This is a genomic window from Acidimicrobiales bacterium (genome assembly GCA_041394185.1).
Classification (GTDB): Bacteria; Actinomycetota; Acidimicrobiia; order Acidimicrobiales; family Poriferisodalaceae; genus JAAETH01.
The window spans coordinates 1,310,644-1,333,922 of sequence record JAWKIQ010000001.1 but is presented as its reverse complement, the minus strand read 5'-3'; the positions used below and the strand labels follow the sequence as shown (position 1 = coordinate 1,333,922).

17 protein-coding genes are annotated in these 23,279 nt (G+C 65.3%); 13 read left to right on the top strand and 4 right to left on the bottom strand.

What is annotated here, in order from left to right:
* Positions 1–65 precede the first annotated feature (65 nt).
* From R2770_06260 to R2770_06210, 11 genes are all read left to right on the top strand, one after another.
* The gene (locus tag R2770_06260; protein MEZ5280057.1) at positions 66–1,598 is read left to right on the top strand and encodes a hypothetical protein; all 1,533 of its coding nucleotides are present in this window, start codon (positions 66–68) and stop codon (positions 1,596–1,598) included.
* On the top strand, positions 1,583–4,843 hold the full coding sequence (locus R2770_06255) for an SdrD B-like domain-containing protein (GenBank protein ID MEZ5280056.1): 3,261 nt from the start codon (positions 1,583–1,585) through the stop codon (positions 4,841–4,843). Before R2770_06260 ends, R2770_06255 begins: the two co-directional genes overlap by 16 nt.
* A complete protein-coding gene (locus R2770_06250) occupies positions 4,840–5,163 on the top strand; it encodes a hypothetical protein (protein ID MEZ5280055.1) in 324 nt (107 codons plus the stop codon). The genes R2770_06255 and R2770_06250 overlap by 4 nt, the downstream gene beginning before the upstream one ends.
* Before the next feature lie 61 nt (positions 5,164–5,224).
* A complete protein-coding gene (locus R2770_06245; protein ID MEZ5280054.1) occupies positions 5,225–5,863 on the top strand; it encodes a hypothetical protein in 639 nt (212 codons plus the stop codon).
* Between the two features lie 41 nt (positions 5,864–5,904).
* Positions 5,905–6,762 (top strand): DUF1932 domain-containing protein, encoded by an 858-nt coding sequence (locus R2770_06240; GenBank protein MEZ5280053.1) that lies wholly within the window; start codon positions 5,905–5,907, stop codon positions 6,760–6,762.
* Positions 6,755–7,243, top strand: a complete 489-nt coding sequence (locus R2770_06235; protein ID MEZ5280052.1) for a DUF4157 domain-containing protein — start codon at positions 6,755–6,757, stop codon at positions 7,241–7,243. The genes R2770_06240 and R2770_06235 overlap by 8 nt, the downstream gene beginning before the upstream one ends.
* Before the next feature lie 6 nt (positions 7,244–7,249).
* Positions 7,250–8,044: an enoyl-CoA hydratase/isomerase family protein gene (locus tag R2770_06230; GenBank protein MEZ5280051.1), complete on the top strand. Its 795-nt coding sequence runs from the start codon at positions 7,250–7,252 to the stop codon at positions 8,042–8,044.
* 112 nt (positions 8,045–8,156) lie between these two features.
* Complete coding sequence (locus R2770_06225) at positions 8,157–10,283, top strand: hypothetical protein (protein MEZ5280050.1); 2,127 nt, start codon at positions 8,157–8,159, stop codon at positions 10,281–10,283.
* 45 nt (positions 10,284–10,328) lie between these two features.
* Positions 10,329–11,210 carry a TIGR01777 family oxidoreductase gene (locus tag R2770_06220; protein ID MEZ5280049.1) on the top strand — a complete coding sequence of 294 codons (882 nt, stop codon included), beginning with the start codon at positions 10,329–10,331 and terminating at the stop codon, positions 11,208–11,210.
* A gap of 109 nt (positions 11,211–11,319) precedes the next feature.
* Entirely contained in the window at positions 11,320–12,288 is a 969-nt protein-coding gene (locus R2770_06215) for a hypothetical protein (GenBank protein ID MEZ5280048.1), read from the top strand.
* Positions 12,289–12,386: 98 nt separating this feature from the next.
* A complete protein-coding gene (locus R2770_06210) occupies positions 12,387–18,140 on the top strand; it encodes an SdrD B-like domain-containing protein (GenBank protein MEZ5280047.1) in 5,754 nt (1,917 codons plus the stop codon).
* A gap of 18 nt (positions 18,141–18,158) precedes the next feature.
* Here R2770_06210 and R2770_06205 read toward each other — a convergent pair whose 3' ends face one another.
* Positions 18,159–18,857, bottom strand: a complete 699-nt coding sequence (locus R2770_06205; protein ID MEZ5280046.1) for a hypothetical protein — start codon at positions 18,855–18,857, stop codon at positions 18,159–18,161.
* 108 nt (positions 18,858–18,965) lie between these two features.
* Between R2770_06205 and R2770_06200 the strand changes: the two genes are divergently transcribed.
* Complete coding sequence (locus R2770_06200) at positions 18,966–19,442, top strand: peptidylprolyl isomerase (GenBank protein MEZ5280045.1); 477 nt, start codon at positions 18,966–18,968, stop codon at positions 19,440–19,442.
* Positions 19,439–21,061, top strand: a complete 1,623-nt coding sequence (locus R2770_06195; protein ID MEZ5280044.1) for a cation:proton antiporter — start codon at positions 19,439–19,441, stop codon at positions 21,059–21,061. Before R2770_06200 ends, R2770_06195 begins: the two co-directional genes overlap by 4 nt.
* Here the strand turns inward: R2770_06195 and R2770_06190 are convergent.
* From R2770_06190 to R2770_06180, 3 genes are all read right to left on the bottom strand, one after another.
* Positions 21,054–21,356, bottom strand: coding sequence for a helix-turn-helix domain-containing protein (locus R2770_06190; GenBank protein ID MEZ5280043.1), 303 nt, complete (start codon positions 21,354–21,356; stop codon positions 21,054–21,056). The genes R2770_06195 and R2770_06190 overlap by 8 nt on opposite strands.
* Before the next feature lie 38 nt (positions 21,357–21,394).
* A complete protein-coding gene (locus R2770_06185; protein ID MEZ5280042.1) occupies positions 21,395–21,892 on the bottom strand; it encodes a YbaK/EbsC family protein in 498 nt (165 codons plus the stop codon).
* A gap of 108 nt (positions 21,893–22,000) precedes the next feature.
* Complete coding sequence (locus tag R2770_06180; GenBank protein ID MEZ5280041.1) at positions 22,001–23,272, bottom strand: lytic murein transglycosylase; 1,272 nt, start codon at positions 23,270–23,272, stop codon at positions 22,001–22,003.
* Positions 23,273–23,279 lie beyond the last annotated feature (7 nt).

Here is a 23,279-nt window from a genome sequence, read left to right as displayed (position 1 = left end):
CTGCGCATGAGCGCTGCGGAGCGGCGCGAACTCGCAGCAATGAACAAGGCATCGCGTTGATAACGGTGTTGCTGGGGATCATGGTGATCTTCGCAGCGGTGCTGGTGCTGGCACGCGAGGCGACGGCGCAGTACCGCGATGCGCGCTACAACGAACGAGACGACGTGCTGCTGAGCCACATGGAGGCCGTCGTCGACCGGTATGTCTCGAAGCTGTCGGTGGATCCGTCGTATCACCTGCGTTGGGTGGACGAGTTCGAGCGCACGCGTACATGCACCGATCCGTTGTCGCCCGATCTGAACGACAAGAAGAACGCGGGCGAGGCGTGGTTCAACGGCTGCGGCGCGTGGGCCTACCTCGACGATCCAGCACCTGCCGAGTGGCAGCGTCATCCTTTGACCGTCGACGCCGACGATGGCGAGGTACTGCTGGAGGTTCGTCCTCGCGGCGACAGGGGCGCGGTCGAACTGATCGTCGCCGGCCAGATTCGCCAGCGCGAGCAGTACCGCACCATCAGCGTGGACATCAGCCCACCAGCGGTGTCGGCGTTTCAGTGGCTGTCGGAGGTCGACCTGCGCTTCACGCCTGGTGCCGAGGTGGAGGGACCGGTGTATTCGGGCAACAACGTCGTGTTCAACGGGACACCTGTTGGCGAGACCCGCGGCGATGTGTATGCCGACAATCAGATCCTGAGCCCTCCCGACTTCCTGGAGGGTTCGATCGGCTACGACTCGACTGGCGCGCATGGGGGAGTGGTCACCGACGTGTTCCCTGAGCCGTTGGTGTTCGACGAGTTGTGGGACGACATCGACCTGCTGCACGAGACGGCTTGTCTCAGAGGCGGCATCTGCTTGGACGAACCGGGAGCCACGGCCTACTTGGTGCAGCCCTACACGCTTGGTGCAACCGCTCAGGTGGCGGTTTGGTATTCGACCGAGCGGGTTTCCCGGGGTTGTCTCGACCCCGACGAGTGGTGGTGGATCAACGCCGAGGAAGACGACGACGGCGACACCAATCCCAACACCAACAACTGGCAGGTGCTGGGCAGCTTCGACATCCCGCAGAACGGCGTGCTTTGGGCCAACGCAACGGTGGTGCTGGGAAATCGTTCGGTAGGGACTCCTACAGGCCCGGTCGAGATCGGCGCCCCGTTGACCATTGCGGCCGGCAGTGCCAGCGACGAGGCCGACGTCGTCATCAACGCCGACATCGAGTATCGCGATCCTTCCATCGGTGACGTGTTGGGCCTGGTCTCTTCTGGCGACATCGTCATCAATCCCCATGCCGTGGGGCATGTGACGCCCGGTGAGATGAACCTGTTGGGCGCCTATTTGGCCCAGAAGGGTCAGATTCGTATTGCACGCACCTGTGGTCAGTGGGGCTCGGTGCCGCCGACGGTGATTCCGCCGCATCTGAACTTCCATGGCTCGATCGCCACACGAGACTCGGGCGACTTCGTGTTGTATTTCCCTAGCCAGACGTTCGAGTGGGATGCCCGCTTCAGAGACCTGGCACCGCCGCTGTATCCGCAGATCTCGGCCGCGTATGCCTTCGTCGACTGGCGTGAGACCCCAGTGCCGGCGTGGGCGCGTTTGTGATGCGCCGCCTGACCACGAAACTGGCTCTCGTGGTGGTGGCCGGGGCCGTGCTGGCATCGACGGTGTTGGTCAGCGCGCCGCCTGCTGGGGCGGTTGTGGCCGGCTCGGTAGCCATCTCGGGACCAGCGTCGGCGAACGTTGGCACCAACGTGCAGTTCACTGTTTCGTATTCGTGCTCGGGCGACGAGGATTGCCTGAACGTCAGCATCGACGTCACATATGTGGGTATGGACCCGGTTGGCGCGCAGTCGTTCTCGGTGGGACCCATCAGCTCGGGCACCGTCGGCCAGGTGTTTGTCAGCGGCCGCTTCCCGAACACGACAGCCAATGGATCGACCGGCATCGCCACGGCCCAGATGTCGATGTCGAACGCGAGCGGAACCAGCGACAGCGCAAGCGTCACCGCCGTGAACGTGACGCCCACATCGTTGGGGGTGAACGTTTCGGGTCCTGCGAACGCAGACATCGGCACCAACTTCGACATCACGGTCGACTACTGGTGCTCGGGTACCGACGACTGCCAGGACGTGGTCATCGATGTCAGCCCGGCGGTGATGAACGCCGTGAGTTCGACGAGCTTCAGTATCGGAACCGTCGCGACCGGCACGTCCGGGACTTTGACGGTCACCATGGTGTTCCCACCTGGAACATCGCACGGCTCGGTCGGCACCGCCACCGCGTCGGGCACTACCTCCAGTGGTTCTGACGGCAGCGATTCGCACTGGGTCTCGGCCGTCGACAGCACCACGCCCCGCGCCGGCGTCGACGTCGGCGGGCCCGACCACGAGGTCAGCGGAGTCGACATACCGTTTCAGATCGTCTACTCGTGTGGCAGCCAGGGAAGCTGCCTGGACATGGTGGTGACGGTCTCGTTCACCACTCTGGTGGGCACCGGCACCACCAGCTGGAACATCGGAACGGTGCGAGCGGGCGGCTCTGGCCTGCTCAACACCACGGGCCGCTTCCCGCCGGGCACTCCCTATGGGACCTACGGCTATGTCACGGCCACCGTCGACATCTCGAACGGCTTCGATGCCTCCGACACATGGGCGATCTGGTGCAGCGACACCACGGGCAACACGACCACTACCACCACGACGACGACCATTCCGCCCATGGCGGGCTTCAACGGCTACAAGAGCCGCTCGGCGGCCGTGGTGCCCATCGGCGACAGCGTCGACTGGAGATTCGACACCAATTCGATCGGCTCGCTCGAAGCCGATGGCCTGATGTGGACCGACGAATTCGAACCCGAGCTGGCCCCGGCCCAGATATATACCGGTATGTGGTCGCCCTCGACGGTTCAGGCGCACTTCGAGATGAAGCGCAGCGGCGGGTGGCAAAACATCGGCACTTTCGATGGCAACTCGGCTGCTTGGTACGTGCTGCCCGCCGGGGTCCGGGCCATACGGGTCAGCTACAGCGACCTCAGCGCTTCTACCGTTCCGCTGTCGTTCAACGTGACCGATCCGCACAGGGTGACCACGCAGGCGATAAGGCCAGACCGCGACGGCAACTGGTACACGGCGCCGAAATCGGTTGGCAACTGCGGTGATTGGACCTCTGTCAACGCTGGTTCGGCCACCTACCGCAGCTCGGTGTCTGTCATCACACCTGCGGCTCGCCCCGACCCGCGGGTGTGGTCGGAGAGTTCGAATCTGCGGCCAACCGACGACATCTCGTTCCTGGTTCGTATGGCCAATCACTCGAGCGCCCAGCTGCCGCTGGTGAACCCGTTCATCTCGGTGCTGTTGCCGACCGAGGTCGAGTTCGTCACAACCGAGACCCTGAGCGCGGGTGTTTCGCCGACGGTGACGGTGACAAACGACTACGCGGGAACCGGGCGAACCCTGGTGCGCTTCGAGGTGATCGGCTCGCGGTTCCCCGGAGAGTGGTCCGACTTCAGGATTCGGGCCAAGGTGTCGATGGGCGTGCCGCCCGGATGGCACCCGGTACAGGTGCTGTCGGGAACCAACAGCACCACCCACGATGTCGAGTGTTATTCGTCGAAGGCAACCGACAACTACGACCAGGACCAGGACGGCGACACCGCCGAACAGCTCTGCGCTGGAAATGCCAGCTTCGACGTGGTCGAGGCCGCTCTGACCACGGCCACAATGTGGGTACAGGGAGATCCGACGTTGCCCCATCTCGACTGGGCGACGCTGGCAGCTCCGACCGTCGCGTGCCCCGACAGTGGTGGATACACCAACTATCCCTGTGTGGCCCAGACCAAGTCGCTGGGGTCGGCCGACTTCCGCCTCGAGATCTACAACGCGGGCAACGTCGACCTCGAGGAGCTGGCGTTCTACAACACGCTTCCCTTCGTGGGCGACACCGGTGTGACCGAGGTTCTGTCGGGCACCCTACGCCGCAGCGAGTGGCGTCCGGCGCTGCAGTCGCCGCTCATCATCACCCAGGCACCGCCGGGTGCCGAGGTGGTGATCGAATACAGCGTCGAGCCCAACTCGTGCCGTCCGGAGCTGTCCAGCGGTGGGGCGTTTCCGGCCGGCTGTATCGACGACTGGGGACCTCCACCCACCGATCTGAGGCAGGTGCAGGCTGTACGTGTGCGTGCCTTTGGGGGAGCGGCGAGGTGGCGTGGTGGTGAGGCGATCGTCATCGAGTACGACATGGACGCTTCACACGGTTCGCCCTTCGGCGGCGAGATCGGGTGGACGTCGCTGGGGTACACGTCAGTGCGCAGCGACAACGGTCTGGCGCTGCCCCCTTCGGAACCCCGCAAGACCGGCATCATGATCAAGCGGCCCAACAACGGCATCGGCTCGTTCGTGTGGCTCGACGCCAACCGCAGCGGTACCCAGGACCCGGGCGAGCCTGGAATCAACGATGTTCGGGTCGAGCTGTATCGGTCGGACGGCTCGTTGGCACGCACCACGTTCACGGCCGACCTGCAGGGCGACCCGACCAAGCCCGGCTATTACTTCTTTGGCGATGTGCCCGCAGGCGACTACTACGTTCGATTCGGGCCTCCCAAGCCTGGCTGGAACGCGATGTTGCCCAATCAGGGCGGCGACGACTCGATCGACTCCGACGGTGCGATCGCAACCCTGGAGACACCGGTTTTGAACCTAGGTCCCGACGAGTTCGAGCTGGACTGGGACATGGCCTACTTCGTGCCGTCGGGCCCGGTCGATTGCCCAGATGACGCCGAGGTCTACGACCCGACGGCCAATCCCTCCGACCGCCGCGAAGTGAACGACAGGTTGCCATGTCCGTCATGACCATCACGAGAGCCGCTGTCGTGTGTTTGGCGATTGTGGCCGCGGCCGGTTGCACGTCGTCGTCTGGCGCCGATGATGCGGCCACGCAAGGTCCGGGAACGACTGCGGCCACAGAGGCAGCGGGCGATCGAGCCGATGGCGCGGCGGGCCCGGTTGCCGGCATTGCCGCGGCCAGCGAGGTTCCGGCCCACGGTGAGCTGCCGGCGTCGGCGCCGAGCCGGCTGATCGTTGCGGGCCCCGGGGTGGCCGGTGTGCTCGAACTGGACACTCAGACCTTCGACGTCTTGGCGACGACCACACCCTCTGGACATCGGCTCTGACCCTGCGCTGGCAGAGCGCTTCGTTTCTGCTGATCTGACCGACGGCGGCTCGGCGATCGTCGTGGTCGCCGCAGCCGATGGCACCTTGTCGGCGCGTCAGATAAGCCCGTCGGGCGAAGCCGGCGCCGAGCTTTCGGCCCGGGCGGTCGCATCCCAGTCCCAGACAGGCCGAGTGGCCCTGGGCGACGGCTCGCAGGTGGTCGTCGCAGACCTGGCCGGTCGTGTTTCGGGTGCCGAGGCGTCGGTTCCAGGCCGGGTCGACACCCTTTCTTGGTCGCCGGACGGCACTTCGCTTGCGATCGGCTGGACTTCGGCCGACGGACTTGGTGTTTCGTTGGCGTCGATGAACGGCCTCGAGATCGTCGACGTGGCTTTGTATCCGACTCCGCGTTCTGGTGTCTGGCACCATCCGACGTGGTTGGATGACGGGGTGTTGGCTGTGATCGAACAAGATCTCGTACCGACCGCCAACACGTTCTCGGGTGTCGCGTCCAGTTCGGCCCCTCGGCTGATCGTGACCGATGTCGAGGCCAACCGAAGGCTCAGCTCGACGCTGCTGCCCGAAGCGGTGGCGTCCCTCGATGCCGCGCCCGACCGTCGAACGCTGGTGATGGTTACCGGGTCCGGCGCACTGGCGTGGTGGTCGGCAGGGATGTATGGGCATCTGGACGACGGACCCTGGGTGTCTGCCCGCTGGTGACCGATGGGTCGGCGGTGAGCCGGTGATCGTAGGATCGTCGCATGGCATCACCACACAAGCGCAACATCGCAATCCTTCATCCTGGGGCGATGGGCTCATCGGTTGCGGCTGCGGCGACCTCGGCGGGCCACACGGTTCGGTGGTGCAGCGCCGGGCGCAGTGAAGCCAGTTCGAAACGGGCTCAGCAGGCGGGTCTTGTAGCCGTCACGTCGTTGCCCGACCTGTTGGCGGCCAGCGACATGGTCATCTCGGTGTGCCCGCCAGCCAGCGCGGTCGACGTCGCCGCCGAGGTCGCGGCTGCCGCCGCCCAGTGCGGGTTCAGTGGTCTGTATCTGGACGCCAACGCAATATCCGAGGCCACGGCGCTAGCGGTGGCTCAGGCCTTCGAAACCGCCGAACTGGAAGGCGGCGTCGAGGTGGTCGACGGTGGAATCGTGGGCCCGCCGGCGTGGACCCAGGGCTCGACGCGCTTGTTCGTGTCGGGTCGCCGGTCGGGCGAGGTCGCCTCGCTGTTCGACGGGACACTGCTGGAAACCGTCGACCTGGGCGATCGGTACGGTGCGGCGTCGGCTCTGAAGATGGCCTACGCGGCATGGACCAAGGGTTCGTCAGCGCTGCTGGCTGCCGTTGGCGCATACGCGGCCGCCGCCGGCGTCGACCAGGCTCTCGAGGCAGAGTGGGCCAGGTCTCAACCCGGGCTGGGTGATCGGCTCGCCTCGACGCTGCACTCGGTTGGGCCCAAGGCGTGGAGGTTCGTCGGAGAGATGCACGAGATCGCAGATTCGTTCGCATCGGTTGGTCAACCCTCTGGCTATCACCGGGCTGCCGCCGAGACCTACGCCGCCATGGCAGCAGAGCGGGCCCGCTCGGGCCCGGGTGGCGAGATGTCACATGGCTGATCTGCAGAGCGCGTCACGGAAGCAGAAGCCGGGCCGCGGTGTGCTGGCCCGCGTCAGGGTCGGCGCCGGTCAGCTCCTGTCTGTGCCCGTGTATTTCGGATACGAGGTGGCGGTCAGGGCGATGAACATCGACCGCTTGCTGGCCAGTCGCAAGGGTCTCAGCTCCGCTCTGACCGAGCGGGTCGAGTGCGCTTGCGGCGACCTCGACCCTGCCTCGATTCGCCTGGTCGAGGATGCCCGCGTACCGACGCGCCATGTGGGTGTGACCTTCGGCAGCACGGTGTTCGTCGCGCGGCGCCTGGACGCCGCCGATCGACGTGACGCACGCCTGCTGGTGCACGAGCTGACACACGTCAGGCAGGCGCGGCGCTACGGTCGCGTGGGAATGGCCAGGCGCTATGGGGTCGAGTGGTGCCGCTGCCTCAGCTACCACCATCATCCCTTCGAGCTAGAGGCCAGGCGCGCGGAGGCGCTAGCGTGACCAGCCATGTCAGACAGCCTCCTGATCAGCCGCCACGATCATGTCGGGCTGGTGGTGATGAACCGCCCTCCCCACAACTTCTTGAACTACCAGCAGATCGCAGACATTGCCGATGCATGCGAGCAGTTCGACCGCTCGGGCGACGTGCGCGCCATAGTGCTGGCCGCCGAGGGCCGATCATTCTGCGCAGGAGCCGACTTCGCTGGCGGGGGAGTAGCTCCCGACAGTCCTGAGGGCGAGCGCGAGCACATCGGCGGCTCGGCGACATTGCGCCTGTATCAGGAGGGCGTACGCATCTTTCGGGTCGGCATTCCCATCGTGGCCGCGGTACACGGGCCGGCCATCGGCGGGGGCCTCGGCCTGGCCGTCGCGGCGGACTTCCGCATCACGTGCCCCGAGGCCCGGTTCTGTGCCAATTTCGCTGCGCTGGGCATTCACCAGGGCTTTGGCCTCAGTGTGACGCTGCCCGAGTTGCTCGGACATCGCATGGCGTCGAAGGTGTTGCTAACCGCCAAGCGTTACAAGGGTGACGAGGCCGTCGACATGGGCCTGGCCGACGAGCTCGTCGATCAGGCCGCTGTGCGTGATCGGGCACTCGAGTTCGCCTCGGAAATCGCCGTGAACGCACCGCTGGCCATTCGCTCGATAAGGGCCACCCTGCGGGGCGATCTGGCCGACCGGGTGGCTGCCATCACCCAGCACGAGGCCGCCGAACAGGCCCGCCTGTCGGCAACCGAAGACGCTGCCGAGGGCGCTTCGTCGGTCGCCGAGCGTAGATTGGGTAATTTCTCGGGCCGTTAGCCGATAGTCATCTGAAGGCCCGGCCGTCGGGCTCACGAGCACGGCCCCAAATATCACTAGCGGTGGTGAAATCGGCCAACCCGGCCGAGCGTTCTTCACGCGGAGCGTAACGATGACAGACCCACTCACCACACACCTCGACCGGCGGACGGCCGTCGAGCGGCGCCACATGACCGTGGTCGCCGTGGTGCTCATTGCGTTGACCCTCGGTGCCGTGTTGATAGTGCCGGCCCAGGCCGCAGACCCATGGCACGACCCTGACCGCCCATTTCGCTTCGACGTCACCGTAGACCCCGACGGTGTGGCCCGATCGGACCACGAGGTCGTATTCGACGTCGATTTCACCTCAGCGTTGTCGGCCGCCGGGTCGCCAGGAACCACCTTCGACAGCGACTCGATTCGCGTGTACGAGGTCGATGGCGCCGGTGCGGTAGTCGCGGGAGGCTCGAATGTGGCCTTTCAGTTCGATCGCGGCGACGGCTACAACGCCACCAACAATGCGTCTGGCCAGATGGTTCTGCTGCTGACCAGCACCACCAGCACCCAACGGCACTATCAGGTCTATTTCCGCACCACAGCGTCGTCTGGCTCGTACACGCCTGTCGATCACAGCGGGCTGGGCCGGGTGTCGATGGTGACGAACACCACAGACCAGGGACGAGCCGCGTACCGCATCACCAACTCGACGGCCCAGTGGTGGTACGACACCGCCGGCGGTGGCTTCTCGTCGATCGTGGCCGGCGGAGACGATTGGATCAACTGGTCGACGGCGACGGGCTCGGCCGGAATGTTCCGCGGCCTGCCCAACCTCGAGTATCCCGACACACAGTTCCATCCGGGTCACGACGTAGCCGTCACCAGCGTCCAATCCCAGGGCCCCCTGCGTGCCGTGTTCACTTCTACGAGCCTCGACGGCAAGTGGAAGGTTCGCTGGAGCATCTTCAAGCGCCACGCAACCATGGAGTTGCTGAAGACACCGGCGGGGGCCGACTACTGGTTCTTGTACGAGGGCACTCCGGGCGGCACCCTCGAAGCCTCCGACACGGTCATTCGCAGCAACGGAGCCACCAACGGTGCACTCGCCACCTTCACCGGTGACGTAGCTGCTCCCGAGTGGGTTGCGGTGGCCGACAGTGCCGATGGTCGGGCCATCTGGATTGCCAACCTCGACGACGACTCGGCGGCAGATTCGTACCGTGACCACGAGGACGCCATGACCGTGCTGGGCTTGGGGCGAAATGGCCTGACCCAGACCATGACCGGCTTGCGGACGTTTGCCGTGGGAATGGTCGACCAAGCCGCCTATGCGGGCATTTCACCGCTGGTCGAAGCAGCAACCAGTCCGATATCGGTCAGTTTGGGTGGTGGCGTGCCGCTGCCGACCACCACAACCACGACCACCAGCACCACAACCACGACGACCAGCACCACAACCACCACCACGACGAGTACCACCACTACGACGGTTGCGCCGTCGCTGGAGGGGTATGCCGTGGTGACCTCGACCGGGGTGGTGTATCCGTTTGGCGAGATCCAGAACCTGGGCAACGCCAACACCACCAGCGCCCTTGCCCTGGCGTTGCATCCGTCTGGAAACGGTTACTGGATCCTCGATCAGCAGGGCCGGGTGTTCGCATTCGGGGCCGCCTCCGACCTCGGCGATCTAGAGGGCGCGCTGGGCGCAGGCGAGCGCGCAACCACCATTGCGGTGTCGCCGAACGGCTCGGGGTACTGGATCGTCACCAGCCTGGGACGCGTTGTCGGATTCGGCACGGCGGGCTATCACGGCGACGCCACCGGCTTGAATCTGGCCGGCGACATCATCGATGCCGCGGCAACCCCGACCGGGCTCGGCTACTACCTGGTCGGCTCCGACGGTGGCATCTTCGCATTCGGCGACGCCAAGTTCGCCGGCTCGGTTCCGCAGGTGTTGCCGGGGGTCACACTCGACGGTCCAGTTGTGGGCATAACGCCAGACCCCGACGGAACGGGCTATTGGCTGGTGGCAAGCGACGGTGGTGTGTTCGCCTTCGGCGCCGGTTTCCGGGGATCGATACCTCAGGTGCTTCCCGCCGGGGGCAGCCTCGACCAGCCGATCAACGGCATGGTGCCCTACGGCACCGGCTATCTGCTGGTCGCCTCCGATGGTGGTGTGTTCAACTTCTCGGACCGCCAGTTCCAGGGCTCGATCGCAGACCTCAACCTGGCCGATCCGATCACCGCCATCGATGCGACGTGATCCGACCATGAAATAGACGGCGCTCGGTCGGTGTTGGACCGGACTGTGAAGGTCGTAATCACTGGAATCACCGGACTCATCGGCTCTGCCGTCAAGGACTTGCTGGAGGCCGAAGGCCACGAGGTTCTCGGCGTATCGCGGCGCTCCGGTGAGGGCCTGGTTCAGTGGGATCTGGACGCACGCCAGATCGACGCAGCGGCCCTCGAGGGCGCAGACGCCGTCGTGCACCTGGCCGGCGAGACCATCGCCGGCCGTTGGACAGACTCGAAGAAGCGTCGTATTCGCGAGAGCCGAACCGTGTCGACCGACCTGCTGGCCACCACTATCGCCGGTCTCGACAGCCCCCCAAAGGTGTTCGTGAGCGGCTCCGCAGTGGGTTTCTATGGCGATTGTGGCGACCGCGTGGTCGACGAGTCTGCACCGGTGGGCGACGGGTTCTTGGCCCAGCTGTGTGTCGACTGGGAAGCTGCCGCCGACCCAGCACGCGCCGCCGGCATCAGGGTTGTGCACCCCCGCACCGGAATCGTGCTCGATCCCGGTGGCGGGGCCATGAAGCCCCTGATCCTGGCCACCAAGTTGTTCGTCGGCGGAAAGCTGGGATCTGGTCGCCAGATGTGGAGCTGGATCAGCCTTCGCGACGAGGCTCGGGCCATCGTTCACCTGATCCATTCCGAGCTCGAGGGTCCTGTGAACCTGACCTCTCCCAACGCAGCCTCGCAGTACGAGATCGCCAAAGAACTCGCCAGCCAGCTCGGCCGGCCGTCGTTCGTGCCCACTCCGCGGTTCGCGCTCGAGCTGCTGATGGGCCAGATGGCCGAGGAGCTGATCTTTCAGTCGTGTGCCGCCTCGCCCAGTGTCTTGCTAGGCGACGGATTCGTGTTCGGCGAGCCCGACTTGGCCTCGGGGATAGCCTCGGCTCTCGACTGAGAAACAGCCAACCCAGAGCCGCCCGATTCAGAAAGCGTTATCTGATGGGTTGCTGATGCCGACTGGATACTCGTGAGTCCGCCCTGCGGGCGACACGAGAGGCATTGCAATGAAACAGCTCGGGAAATCCAAACGCTTCACGGCGTTCGGGCTCCTGGTGTCGGCGGCATTGGTGGGCGGTGCCTGCACCGGGGGCAGTTCGAACGAAGCGTCGCCACCAACGTCCAGTCCTGGCGAAACGGGGTCGTCCGCGCCCACAAGCACAGCGCCCGACGACTCAGCGCCCGCCAGTCTGCCCCGCGCCGATGATGTCGAGGCAGGCACAAGCAGCGTAGAGCTGCTGTTTCCCGACGTTCTACTGCTCTCCGACGGCGGATCCATCCGCCAGATCCGAGGCGACGACGAGACGACGTTGGCACGTGTCGAACCCCTGCAGCCGGGGGCAGATCCCGCCGACTCCGAAACATTCGGCCGCTTCGACAGCGGTGGTGCGCGCACGGTCTTCGCCGAGCTGACTTCGTCGGGTTCGACGCGAATAGTCCGCATCGGATCGGACGGATCGAAGACTTCGCTGGGGCCGGGGCAAATGCCGTCCACAGACGCCGATGCCAGCTTGGTGGCCTTTGTGCGCGGCTCATCGCTGGTGTTGGCTTCGGGCGATGGCGTAGAGGTGGCTTCGGTCGAGGTCGCGGACGACATCATCGACACCGACTTTCGCTCCGACGGTTCGGCCGTCGCTGTCGCCATCCCTGGGCAGATCCTGGTGTTCGATGTGACGCACACCTCGATCGGCGAGTCGACTTCGGTTCAAGTGTCAGGCGACGTCACGGCGGTGGCCTGGCGGGACGCACAGACCCTGAGCGTCGGCACTGGAGGCCCCGCGTCGGGCCTGATCGTTCTGGATGCGTCGGGTCGATCGGCGTCGGTGCTGGACCTCCCCGCCGAGGTGGCCGATGTCGACTGGTCACCCGACGGGTCGGCAGCGTTGGTCACCTCGACAACCGGTGAGCTGTGGTGGACGGTCGGGGGAGCGTGGGGTCCCGTGGACGCCCCGTTCGCCAATGCGGCGATCTGGTGACGGCTTCGCAACGAACTTGCAATGACGAATTGGCTCAAGCGGCAGGGCTCGCGGGGCCGACCCTCGGAGCGAACCCCTGCAACAGGACTCGAATGACGATGTCTAGCAAAACGACAACCAAACAGACTTCTCCCATCACCCACAAGCTGTGGGCGCTGGTGGTCGGCTGTGTGCTGGCCAGCGGCTTTGCTGTCGCGCCATCATCTGCCCAGACGGGCCAGATCAGGTCTCAGGGTGTGCAGGATCCGTTGACGATCCAGCAGATCGTCTTGAACGACAACGGGGTCTACCGGGCCCAGAACAGCCCCGCCACGTCGGTGGTCGACGCCGACGACGATCCGGTCGAGATAGTCAGCATCACCGTCAACGACGGCGGACAACTGCGGGTACTCGACGACATCAACCTCGGCCCGGTAACCATCGAGGACATCAACGTTCCTGCCAACCAGAGCGGCTACTGGGTGTATGAGAACGGAACCACAACGGCACGGTCGTCTTCGGGGTTTGCCAGCGCCCTCGCCAGAAACCTGGTCAGTGCCGACCTGCGCGACTACCAGATAACCGATCACGTCAACGTGACCTGGCCGGGCGACTGGGACGCGATGTACGGTGCCCCGTTCCACAACGACGACTTCGTGATCGTGGCCGAGCGTTGGGGCAACTCGGACATGGAGCTGGGCGCGCTGGATAAAAACGGCGAGCTGATCGCCGGTTCCAGTCGCATATCGGTTGCTGCAGGTGGGTATACCTGGAACACGGGGTACGCGCCGGGTAACCGCCCCGATCAGCCGATGTGGATGTCGGTGTTCGACATCGAGGCATTCGGGGTCGACACCGAGACCACACCCATCTTCGGCTTCCGCTACTTCAACGGTGGTGAGGCCGACATCAAGATCTGGGGCGCCAGCTACGAGCCCTTCACCGTTGCCTGCCCCCCTGGTGCGCCGATCAACGACGTGCCCGCAGCCCAGACCGGCCAGTGGACCCGGGTCAACTCGACGACCTATCGCGCCCCGTTCGGCGAGACCTTTGTGACCGCCCGCATCACCGGTGTGGCCCAGATGCAGACCGCGGTGATGGACCGGCTGGACACCAGCGACTACTCGATCTCCACGGTTCGCGATGCCGACGCTCTCGAGGTCATTCACTGGTTCCCGAACGACGCAACCCTGACCTTCGAGTTCGACGATCCGGTGGTGCAACCGTCGATACACCTCGCCCGCATTGGCGGCTATTCGGGTTGGGGCGACACGGTGTGGGCTCACAGTTCGCGCGTCAACCTCGGCGGCGGGCTCACCTGGACCGAAACGGCGGCCAATGGTCCGCATTTCGAAACCACCTCCACCAGGGTGTGGCGAACCACCGGGACGCTTCTGGACCCGGCGCTGCGCACCGGCAACGTAGGGGCCTGGAACTGGGGCATGGCCGGCGGCTCGGTGGAAATCTCCGGAACCGTCAGCTCGATTCCCCTCACCCTGACGGCCTTGGGCTTCGCCTTCGAGGATGGCACCGGTGACGGAATCGAGTACGTGCTGACCAAGCCCGCAGTCGAGGGCTGCGGCGGCATCAGCGACGTATCGGCGACCAAGACCGCCAACAGCCGCCGCGTCAGCCTGGGCGGAGAGATCGAGTGGAATCTCGACACCGTTGCCACCGGCACCGCCGATGTCGAAGAGCTCGTGGTCGTCGACACGATTCCAGACGGCCTCGACGCGAAGCTGCTGCGCACCGGCCGTTGGACGCCATCGGCGCCCAGGGCTCGGTTCTCGGTTCGGGTCGATGGTGCATGGACCACACTGGCCACCGTCACCGGCACCGCGGATGCGTCCTACGCTTTGCCGTACGGGGTCGATCAGGTGAAGGTCGAGTACCTCGACAACGTTCCGACCGACTTCGAGGTGACCACTCCGGCTTCGATCGTCACCGAGGTGGTCAGCGCGGCTGCCGGAGGCCAGGTTCCAGCCGTGTGTTACGCGTTCGAACGCAACGGTCTCGGCCTGGCGGCAATACCGGCCGACATCGACAACCTCCAAGCGGCCGACATCGTGCCGCTGACCCGCAACTACAAGACCAGCGCAGCCGCCTTCTGGCCGCTCAAGCAAGACATCGTCGTGTGGGCCGAGGCCGGCGGCAAGTCGGGCAACGCAATGTACGTTGTCGACCCACAGACGGGTGCCGAGACGGTCGTAACCGAGGCCTTCGGTGGTCAGTTCGCAGGCTTCAAGGGTGTCGAAGGTGCAGCCTTCGAGGTGCTCGCCGGGGGTGAAGAGGCCCTGTGGGTCATCGTCGAGACAAGTGATCACTACATCTACCGGATCGACCCCGAAACAGGTGCTCCCATCGCAGGAAGCACCATCGGCCCGATCTCTGGGCCGCTCGACAAGCCATCGAGCATCGCCGTCGACCCCGACTCGCACACGATGTACGTGACCGAGGCGTCTGGCACCCGCAGGCTGGGCACCGTCGACCGCACCACTGGCGCGACGACGGCGCTGCACGTGCTGACGGGCAACCCCGACGTCGGAGGCCTCGACTTCGGCAACGACGGGCTGCTGTACGCAGAGCGCGAAAGCGGATCCGACGTCGAATTGATCGCGATAGCGCTGGGCGACGGCTCGCTGTCGGCAGCGGCGCTGCCCGTAACCGGGTTCGGCGACGTCGACGCCATCGCGTGCAACGGCGGCACGAAGCACTTCCACGAACTCGACCGGTCGGTCGAGAACTGCGCGACCTGGTCGGCCACCGACATGTCGACTCGGGCCGAATGCGAACGAGTCGAGGTAGAGGAGGTCAAGGCGTTCCCGTTCCTGCAGGTCTGGAACGAGACCGGTTCGGCCGCACCTGGCGAACACCTGTCGTTCAAGGTGCGGGTCGAGAATCTCGACTCGGCTGCACAGCCCTATGTCGAGCCGTTCGTCGGCGTTCTGCTGCCAGCTGGGCTCGAGTATGTCGGCTGGGCACCGATAAGCATGGCCACTGCTCCCTTCATCACGGTGATCGAAGACCACAACTCGACCGGCCGCACGCTGGTTCGGTTCGACTTCGACGGCACGTCTTTCGCCCCGGGTGATCTGTTCGATCTGAGGCTGATCACCAACGTCGCCGACGGCGCTCAGGCTGCTACGAAGCCCATCGAGTTCGCCACGGCGACCAACGACACCGCGTACCCGATCGAGTGTGTCGGCGACACCGCAGCCGATGTCACCGACATCGACACCGACGGCATATTGGCCGAGGCGCTGTGCGTTGCCAGCGCGCAGTTCGAAATCGATTCGCTGTTCTCGATAGAGGCAACCGCCATGTCGAGGGGCACCGACGGGCTCGAATTCGTCGACTACGACGGCGCCACGTCGCCTGATGGCGACTTCGCCAATCTCGAAGACGTCTCGACGGCTCTGAACACCAGCCTGCTGACATTGCCAGATCTGGACACGGGCAAGCGCGCCGACGGCTCGTCGATCGCACTTGGTGAAGACGATCCAGAGTGGACGGTTTCCAACAACCGCAACTCGAACCAGAGCCCCGCCGAGGCCGTGGGGCAGTGTGCGACGGGCTTCCCGGCGGCTCCGGCGGTTCCGCTTTGGGACAGAGACTGCGACTCACGCGATAGCCGGTGGTTCCAGCGCAGCTTCGTGCTGTCGGCCACCAGCGAGCCGGGTGAGCTGGTTCTGGAGGCCAACGCATGGCTCAACGGCGAGTTCACCTTCTATGTCAACGGTGTCAGGCAGAACCAGTCGGGCTCGGGCTTCGACAACCAGCTGGTGTTGACGGGGCCGTTCCAGGCCGGCGTCAACTTGGTCGAGGTCGAGGCCGACGGAAACAGCAACGACCACTCGCTGGCCATCGACTTCACCTGGGCCCGCGTCAGCGACATCGTCACCAGCGGCAGCCGACGGGTCGACCTGAACGAGTCGGCGTCTCACACCCAGTCGTCTACTTATACACCCAGCCTGGGCGGCGCGGCGTCGAACGCCGGTGACGGGAACTCCAACGGCAACTACTGGAATGGCTCGGTCACTCACACCGGTTCGACGTCGAACCAGTGGTGGCAGGCCGACCTGCACACGGTGGCAGCGATCGACGAGATCACCATCTGGAACCGCACCGACTGCTGCGCCTCGCGCATCGCGAACGCTGCTCTGTTCTTGTCGGAGGTGCCGTTCACCAGCAGCACCATCAGCGGCATGCGCAGCCAGAGCGGCGTGGTCGAGCTTCCGATCGACTCGGCAGCCCTGGTCAGCGGCAGCACAACCGTGTCGGCCAACGGCACCCTGGCCCGCTACGTGAGGGTGGCTCTCAACGGCCAGTACCTGCACATGGCCGAGGTCGACATCTACGGCCACATCGTCGAGGTTCCAGACGTGTTGGCAGTCGACGACGACTGGACGGTGTCAGACACGCTGAACGGACCGAGGCGCCCAGCGGTGCACGCTCCCTTCAGCGCAACGTGCTTCACGCCGTGGAACGAGATGCCGGGCAACGCCGAACCGATCTGGGCCGATGATTGCCGCAACGTCGGTACGACCTTCCTGCATCGTGACATAGAGATCACCGCCGACGACGACCCGTCGACGTTGATCGGCATGTTGAGCTACGTCGTCGACAACCAGGTGACCGAGGTGTTCGTCAACGGCGTGCGCCAGGGCGTCTCTGGCTCGGGCTGGTCGGTCATGAACACCGCCGAACTCGAGGGTCCGTTCATCACAGGCACCAACACCATCACCATCCAGGCGACCAACCTGGACGGTTCCGGTGCCGTTGCGGCCGCGCTCGATTGGCGCCGTCCAGCGGTGGGTTGCCCCGACGACGAGGGTTTCACCAGCCGACCCTGTATCGCTCAGGTCGAGTCGCACGAAGAGGCCACCCTCAGGTTCGACCTCGACAACGTCGGCAACACCGGCGGTGGCGGAGCGGTCATCTACGGCAACTTGCCGTTCTTCGGCGATACCACACTGATCAGCGGTGAGGCCCGCAACTCGGACTTCGCTCCGACGCTGACCGACGCGGTGCAGATCATCAGCCAGCCGGCGTCGGCGTCAGTGACGGTGCAGTACTCGACCTCTACCAACCCTTGTCGGCCCGAGGTGGGCGGCCAGGCGCCAGGTACGTCGTGGCCCACCGGCTGCGACATGGACTGGGGCGACGCACCAGCCGATCTGTCCGAGGTGAAGGCGGTGCGGATCGTGGTCGACACACCCACCGGATCGTCGTGGGTGGGCGGCGAGTCGCTGCGAATCGAGATGGATGTCCGGGCCGCACAGGGCTCGTTCAACCGTGACGAATATGCGTGGATGTCGTGGGCCTATCAGCTCGAGCTGGCCAACGGCACCAAGCTGACCCCTGTCGAGGGGCTTCCCGCCGGCTTGGTGATTCCGCAGTCCGACAACGGCATAGGCGACTGGATCTGGCTCGACGCAAACCGCGACGGCATCCAGGACCCCACCGAAGAGGGTGTCAACGGAATCGAGATCGAGCTCTACGACGTCGATCGCAACCTGGTTGCCTGGACTACCTCGCAGAACCTCGACAACGATTCTGCGAAGCCGGGCTACTACTGGTTCGGCGACCTCGAACCGGGCCAGTACTTCATCAAGCTGGTGAAGGTTCCGATCTCGTGGAACACCATGAGCCCAGACATCGGTGACGACTCGGTAGACAGCGACATCGACCCTCTCACCAACGAGAGCACCCTGATCACCGTCGATCAAAACGGCTTGATTCGCACCGTCGACGTGGGCTTCTTCATCCCACAGGGGCCCATCGTTTGCGAAGACTCGACCGATGCCTTCGATCCGACCGACACCAACGTCGACAGGCGTGAGGTTCCGGACGCCTCGGAATGCCCGAACTGATTCGATCGCTGCGCCAGGTCAGCAGCCCGGGTATTCGACCTCGGGCAGCTGACCGGTGCGGTAGCGAATCACGACCCCCTCGGCGTTGGTCTCGAAGATGATGCGCAGGTTCGCGTCCTTCTCGTCCACCGGCACATAGGCGAGGTCCTCGCCGCCGGACGACGCGTTGGGCGTGGCCTCGATCTTGTCACCGAACAGGGCCAGGATTTCGTCCTTGGTCGAGCCGATGCCGGCGCCCGAGCGGGTGGTGATGACGCTCGGCGACTCGATGTCGATCCGCGACACCCGACCGTAGGTCACTACGAAGCTGACGCCCGGCGGGCCCCCCGGCGCGGTGTGATAGCGACAGGTCTCGTCACCGGGCACATCGGGCATCGGTTCGAGGGCGACTCCGAGCTTCTCGGCGACGACCTCGACCGTGTCGCCGACGTATACGGGCCCCAGCCCGATGGTTGACACCCTGGCAGACTCGGTCAGCTCGGCACCCTGACCACGCTGAGGTGCGGTGGTGGTGCTGGCGACCGGTGCCTCGGTGCTGGTGGTCGTGGTCTCGACCGGCGCTGCAGTGGTGGTCGACTCCGCAGCTTCGGCGGCGGTTGTCGTGGTCGTCGAGGTCTCGATGACCGTCGAGCCCGAGTCGTCCGAATCACCGCAGCCCACAAGCGCGGCCGTGGCGACAAAAGTTCCTGCGACCAGAAGTAGTTGACGTCCCCTCATTGCCACGAGGGTACGAAACGCCGGGCCGCGATAGGGCGCGGGCCTACATCAGATCCCCAGATCGGGGCGATGTCCACGAAACAGCCGATTGCCTGCCACCATGTAGCAATGTCAAAACCCCCCGAATTCAACGTCGACCTCAACATTCTGTACGAGGTGACGCTGTCTACGCCCAAGGGCGAGATCGTCATGGAGCTCGACCCGCAGCTGGCGCCCGCCACCGTCAACAACTTCATCAACCTGGCGCGCGACGGCTACTACACCGGGCTGACCTTTCATCGCGTCGTCCCGTCGTTTGTGGTCCAGGGCGGATGCCCCGACGGCACCGGCAGGGGTGGGCCCGGCTATCGCTTCGCAGACGAGCCGGTGAAGGCCGAGTACACACTCGGAGCAGTAGCCATGGCCAACGCAGGCCCCAATACCAACGGCAGCCAGTTCTTCATCTGCATCGACGACTGCACCCGCAAGCTGGACAAGCTGTACAACCTGTTCGGCTACGTGACGTCCGGCATGGACGTCGCATTGGCGATATCGGTCGGTGACACCATGGACTCGGTAGTGGTCGAGGAGAAGGCCAGGCCGTGACCGACGGCCTCGCAGCATTTGCGCTGCTGGCCTGGCTCGCCTACTTGGCGAGCCGCGTGCTCGCCCGTCGCAACCTTCCCGAGCTGATCGGCTTCCTGCTGGTCGGAGCGGTGCTTGGCCCTTCGGCCCTGGGGCTGGTGAGCGAAGAAGATCTCGTCAGGCTGCAGCCCGTAACCGAGATCGCTCTGGCCGTATTGATGTTCGTCATCGGCGAGCGGGCCTCGGCCAGGGCGCTGAAGGCCGCCCGGTGGTCGGTCACCGCAGGCGTGGCCCAGTTCGTGCTGTCGGGGTTCGGGGTGTTCTTCGCCGCCGAGTGGGCCGGAGCCGAGCGCTCGGTCGCGCTGATGCTGGCAGCCTTGGCCGGCGCCGGCGCCCCTCTGACAATCGCGCACGTGGTCAGTTCGGCCAAGGTCTCCTCGCCCTACACACGCGGCCTCGTCTCGACGCACGCTGTCTCGGACGCCCTTGCAACCACGACGTTTGCGGCGATACTGCCAGTGGCGACCCTTTTGACCAACGAGGACGCCAGCGTGTGGTCGGCAGCGGCCGACTTCGTTCAGCTGGGCATCGGGGGAGCGCTCATCGGTGTCGTGGGTGGCCTGCTCATCGCCCGGTTGGGGCATCAGATCGAGACCTCGGGCGAGTTGTTGCTGTTCGTCGGCGTGCACCTGCTGCTCGGCTGGGCCGTGTCGCAACAGGTCGAGATATCGCTTCCGCTGGCAGCCCTGGTCGCCGGTGCAACCGCGGCGTCGGTGTCGCCGGTGTCGTTCACCCAACGGCTGTTTCGCACCATCAAGTCGATCGAGCAGCCCCTGTATCTGTTGTTCTTCGCTCTGGCGGGCGCTTCGATCCATCTCGAGGATGTACCCGAAGTCGGCGTCATCGGCCTTGCCTACATTGTGGTGAGGGTCATCGCCAAGGTGGCCGGCGCCCTCATCGGCGGGCCTGTCGGCGGCCTCGGGTGGCGGGCGTCGCTGCGCCTGGGCGTCGATCTGACCCCGCAGGCGGGTGTGGCTGTGGGTTTGGCGGTCTTGGCATCTGAGGCCATCCCAGGGCCTGGCGTAGAGGCTGCCACGGTCGTTTTGGGCAGCGTTGTCCTGTTCGAGCTGATCGGGCCCCTGCTGGTGATGCGCAACCTGGGCCTCGAGAAGCGCAGCACCACGGACGATTCCAACACATCGGTTCCCGAGGTCAACTTCGACGAGGTGCCCGAAAAGGTGTTGGTGGCTGCACCGTCGGCCGTCGATCCGCCCGAGTGGTTGTTGAACGCCGCGGCTCGCTGGCACGCCAAGGTGTACCTGCTGGTGCCCGGTGACGACGAGAGTAAACACGTCGAGCGTGTGGAACGTCTGACCGAAGCTGGGGGATGCGAGTTCGAGTTCGTGGCCCTGACGTCCGAATCGTTCACCGGTGCAGTGGTGAGAGCCCAGGCCTCGACCGGTGCCGACCTGGTCGTGCTGTTCGGCACCCGCCAGCTGGGCAGCACCAGCCGCCTCGCTCTGATGCCCGCAGAACGCATCGCCCGCCAGCTGGCGGTTCCGGTGTTGACGTTTCCGGTACCCGAAGCCGGCCCTCCAGAGCCCGAACCCGGGGCTGGCAGATTCTGGCCGTTCAGCTGACAGGACCACCCGGCCCTGAGGCGCCCCGCGTGGCGGTGGCCGCTGCAAGAGAGTCGGCGACGGTGTAGCCACGCGTGGTCAGCTCCCACGCCTCGAAGTCGTCTTGTTGAACCAATCCGGCCTCGTCCAGCTCGACCAGGCGTCGGGACAACACGCTGGGCGACATGTTGTCGCACCGCTTGCGCAGTTCGTTGAACCCCAGCGCTCCGCCCGACAATTCGAACACGATACGAGGGCCCCAGCGCCTGCCTAGCGCGTCCAAGAGGTCCAGCTGGGCGCGGTCTGGAACCGTCATTGCGCCAAGCTAGCCCGAGGCGCGCGGTGGTGTGGGGCTCAGATAGGGGTGGCCAGCTGCCACACCACGGCGGCGCTGGCCTGAGCGAGGTCCTTCGACCCGATCTCGAAGATGGTGTCCGGCCTGCCGGCGGCTGCGAACACGGTGTCGTGCTCGAGCAGGGTGCGGTCCATGAACACGGGTAGGTCGGTTCCGAAGGGAGCAACGCCGCCGATGGCGAAGCCCGTTGCGCTGCGCACCTCGTCTGCGGTTGCCCTCTGAACACGCCCGCCGCCGGATGCCGCCGCAAGAGCGGCTTCGTCGAGCTGGTTGACGCCGCTCACGAGCACCAGCACAGGTTGGCCACCGACCTTGAAGACGAGGCTCTTGACGATACGCGACACGTCGACGCCGACGGCCTGAGCGGCATCGTCTGCGGTGTGGGTGGTGGAAGCTTGCACAAGTGGGGTGATGGCCACACCACGTTCGGCTGCAGCCCTCACCACACGCTCGACAGATGACTCGGTCTCGGGCATGGCCTTGGCACGATAGGTCATCGTCAGATCAATGTCATGTCCCTGGCTGTGACAGTGGTCACTGCCAGAGACCCTCGCTCGACCCACTGTGTGTGGCAGGCAGGTCGGCAACCGCCGCTTTGCGGGTTTTCAGGGTCGCTTCAGGGTGATTCCGAGTTCGGTGTACGTGTCGGCATTGGCTCGCACCGCTCGGACGTAGACCTGCGAGTTGTTGTAGGTGAGGATGGCCGAAACCACGTTGGCTTCGACGTCCAGCGGGCCCCTGCGACACAGATATCTCGCAGCCGCCAGCGCCGCGTCGTAGATGTTCTGCGGGTCGCTTCGCCCGTCGTTGTTGGCGTCTGCTGCAAAGCCGGCCCATGTCGACGGGATGAACTGCATGGGCCCGACGGCGCGATCCCAGGTGGTGTCGCCATCGAGCACTCCGCCATCGGTATCGCCGATGACGGCCGTGCCCGAGCTGCCATCGAGAGCAATTCCGATGATCGGTTTTGAGGTGGTGCCGTCTGGCAACAGCACGGCACCGCGGTATGTGCCGTGGCGTGACTCGACCCGGCCGATGCCGGCCAGCAGAGTCCAGTCGAGGGCACACTCGGGTTGTTCGGCCGATACGAGAGCTGCCGCCGTGGTGTAGGCATCGAGGGCCACCACGGTGAGGTCGGTTCCCGAGAGGCGAGACTTCTGGCGCTCGTCTCTGATCAGCTCGATCATGGCGTCGAGCCCGCCCTCGGTCGCAACCACCAGCGTCTGTGTGGCGCTCTGTTCAGCCTCGAGCTGGGCGATGCGCTCGGCGACCGAGAGTGTGCTGTCGTTCGCAACCCGAACCGCGTTCTCGGCATCGCCCAGGATGGTCTTGCTTCTGGTCAACTCATGACGCCGTGCGGCGGCAACCGTCTCGATCACCAGATTGCGTCGCTCGTCGTCGGCCGAGCCGCTGTTGACACCGTCGAGCACGCTCAGATCGGACTCCGAGCCCTCGAGCACGTAGCGCATGACCATCAGGTCGGCCATCTCCGACCGGGCCCGCTCGACCGAGTCCCTGGCGTCGTCGATGCGCGTCTCCAGCGCTGGTATGCCCTCGCTCAACTGGCGCTGCGCCGAACGCAGGTCTGCCAGTTGGCGGTCGATCTCGTCGAGCCGAGCGCGGCCGGCATCAATCGTGTCGAGCGCCCGCTCGTAGTCTTCGACGGCGCTGCGATATCCGATGCTCTCCAGGCCCAGTTCGCCGAGGTTGGCGTGCCTCAGCTCGACCTCGGTGGGCGAGTCAGGCGACGCGATCGTGCCGGCCGGGGCTTCTTGTGCCGACGCCTCGTCGCGTCCTGCCGCCAGGCCGACCAGGGCCGACGCGGCAATGACCCCGGCCAACAGGGCCGATATCGCCTTCGGGCGCGACAGGTTCACCAGGGAC

Coding starts and splice junctions, on each gene's coding strand:
- R2770_06230 (MEZ5280051.1), top strand. CDS start 7,250: ATGTCAGACAGCCTCCTGATCAGCCGCCACGATCATGTCGGGCTGGTG.
- R2770_06235 (MEZ5280052.1), top strand. CDS start 6,755: ATGGCTGATCTGCAGAGCGCGTCACGGAAGCAGAAGCCGGGCCGCGGT.
- R2770_06225 (MEZ5280050.1), top strand. CDS start 8,157: ATGACAGACCCACTCACCACACACCTCGACCGGCGGACGGCCGTCGAG.
- R2770_06210 (MEZ5280047.1), top strand. CDS start 12,387: ATGTCTAGCAAAACGACAACCAAACAGACTTCTCCCATCACCCACAAG.
- R2770_06185 (MEZ5280042.1), bottom strand. CDS start 21,892: ATGACCTATCGTGCCAAGGCCATGCCCGAGACCGAGTCATCTGTCGAG.
- R2770_06215 (MEZ5280048.1), top strand. CDS start 11,320: ATGAAACAGCTCGGGAAATCCAAACGCTTCACGGCGTTCGGGCTCCTG.
- R2770_06205 (MEZ5280046.1), bottom strand. CDS start 18,857: ATGAGGGGACGTCAACTACTTCTGGTCGCAGGAACTTTTGTCGCCACG.
- R2770_06190 (MEZ5280043.1), bottom strand. CDS start 21,356: ATGACGGTTCCAGACCGCGCCCAGCTGGACCTCTTGGACGCGCTAGGC.
- R2770_06240 (MEZ5280053.1), top strand. CDS start 5,905: ATGGCATCACCACACAAGCGCAACATCGCAATCCTTCATCCTGGGGCG.
- R2770_06250 (MEZ5280055.1), top strand. CDS start 4,840: ATGACCATCACGAGAGCCGCTGTCGTGTGTTTGGCGATTGTGGCCGCG.
- R2770_06200 (MEZ5280045.1), top strand. CDS start 18,966: ATGTCAAAACCCCCCGAATTCAACGTCGACCTCAACATTCTGTACGAG.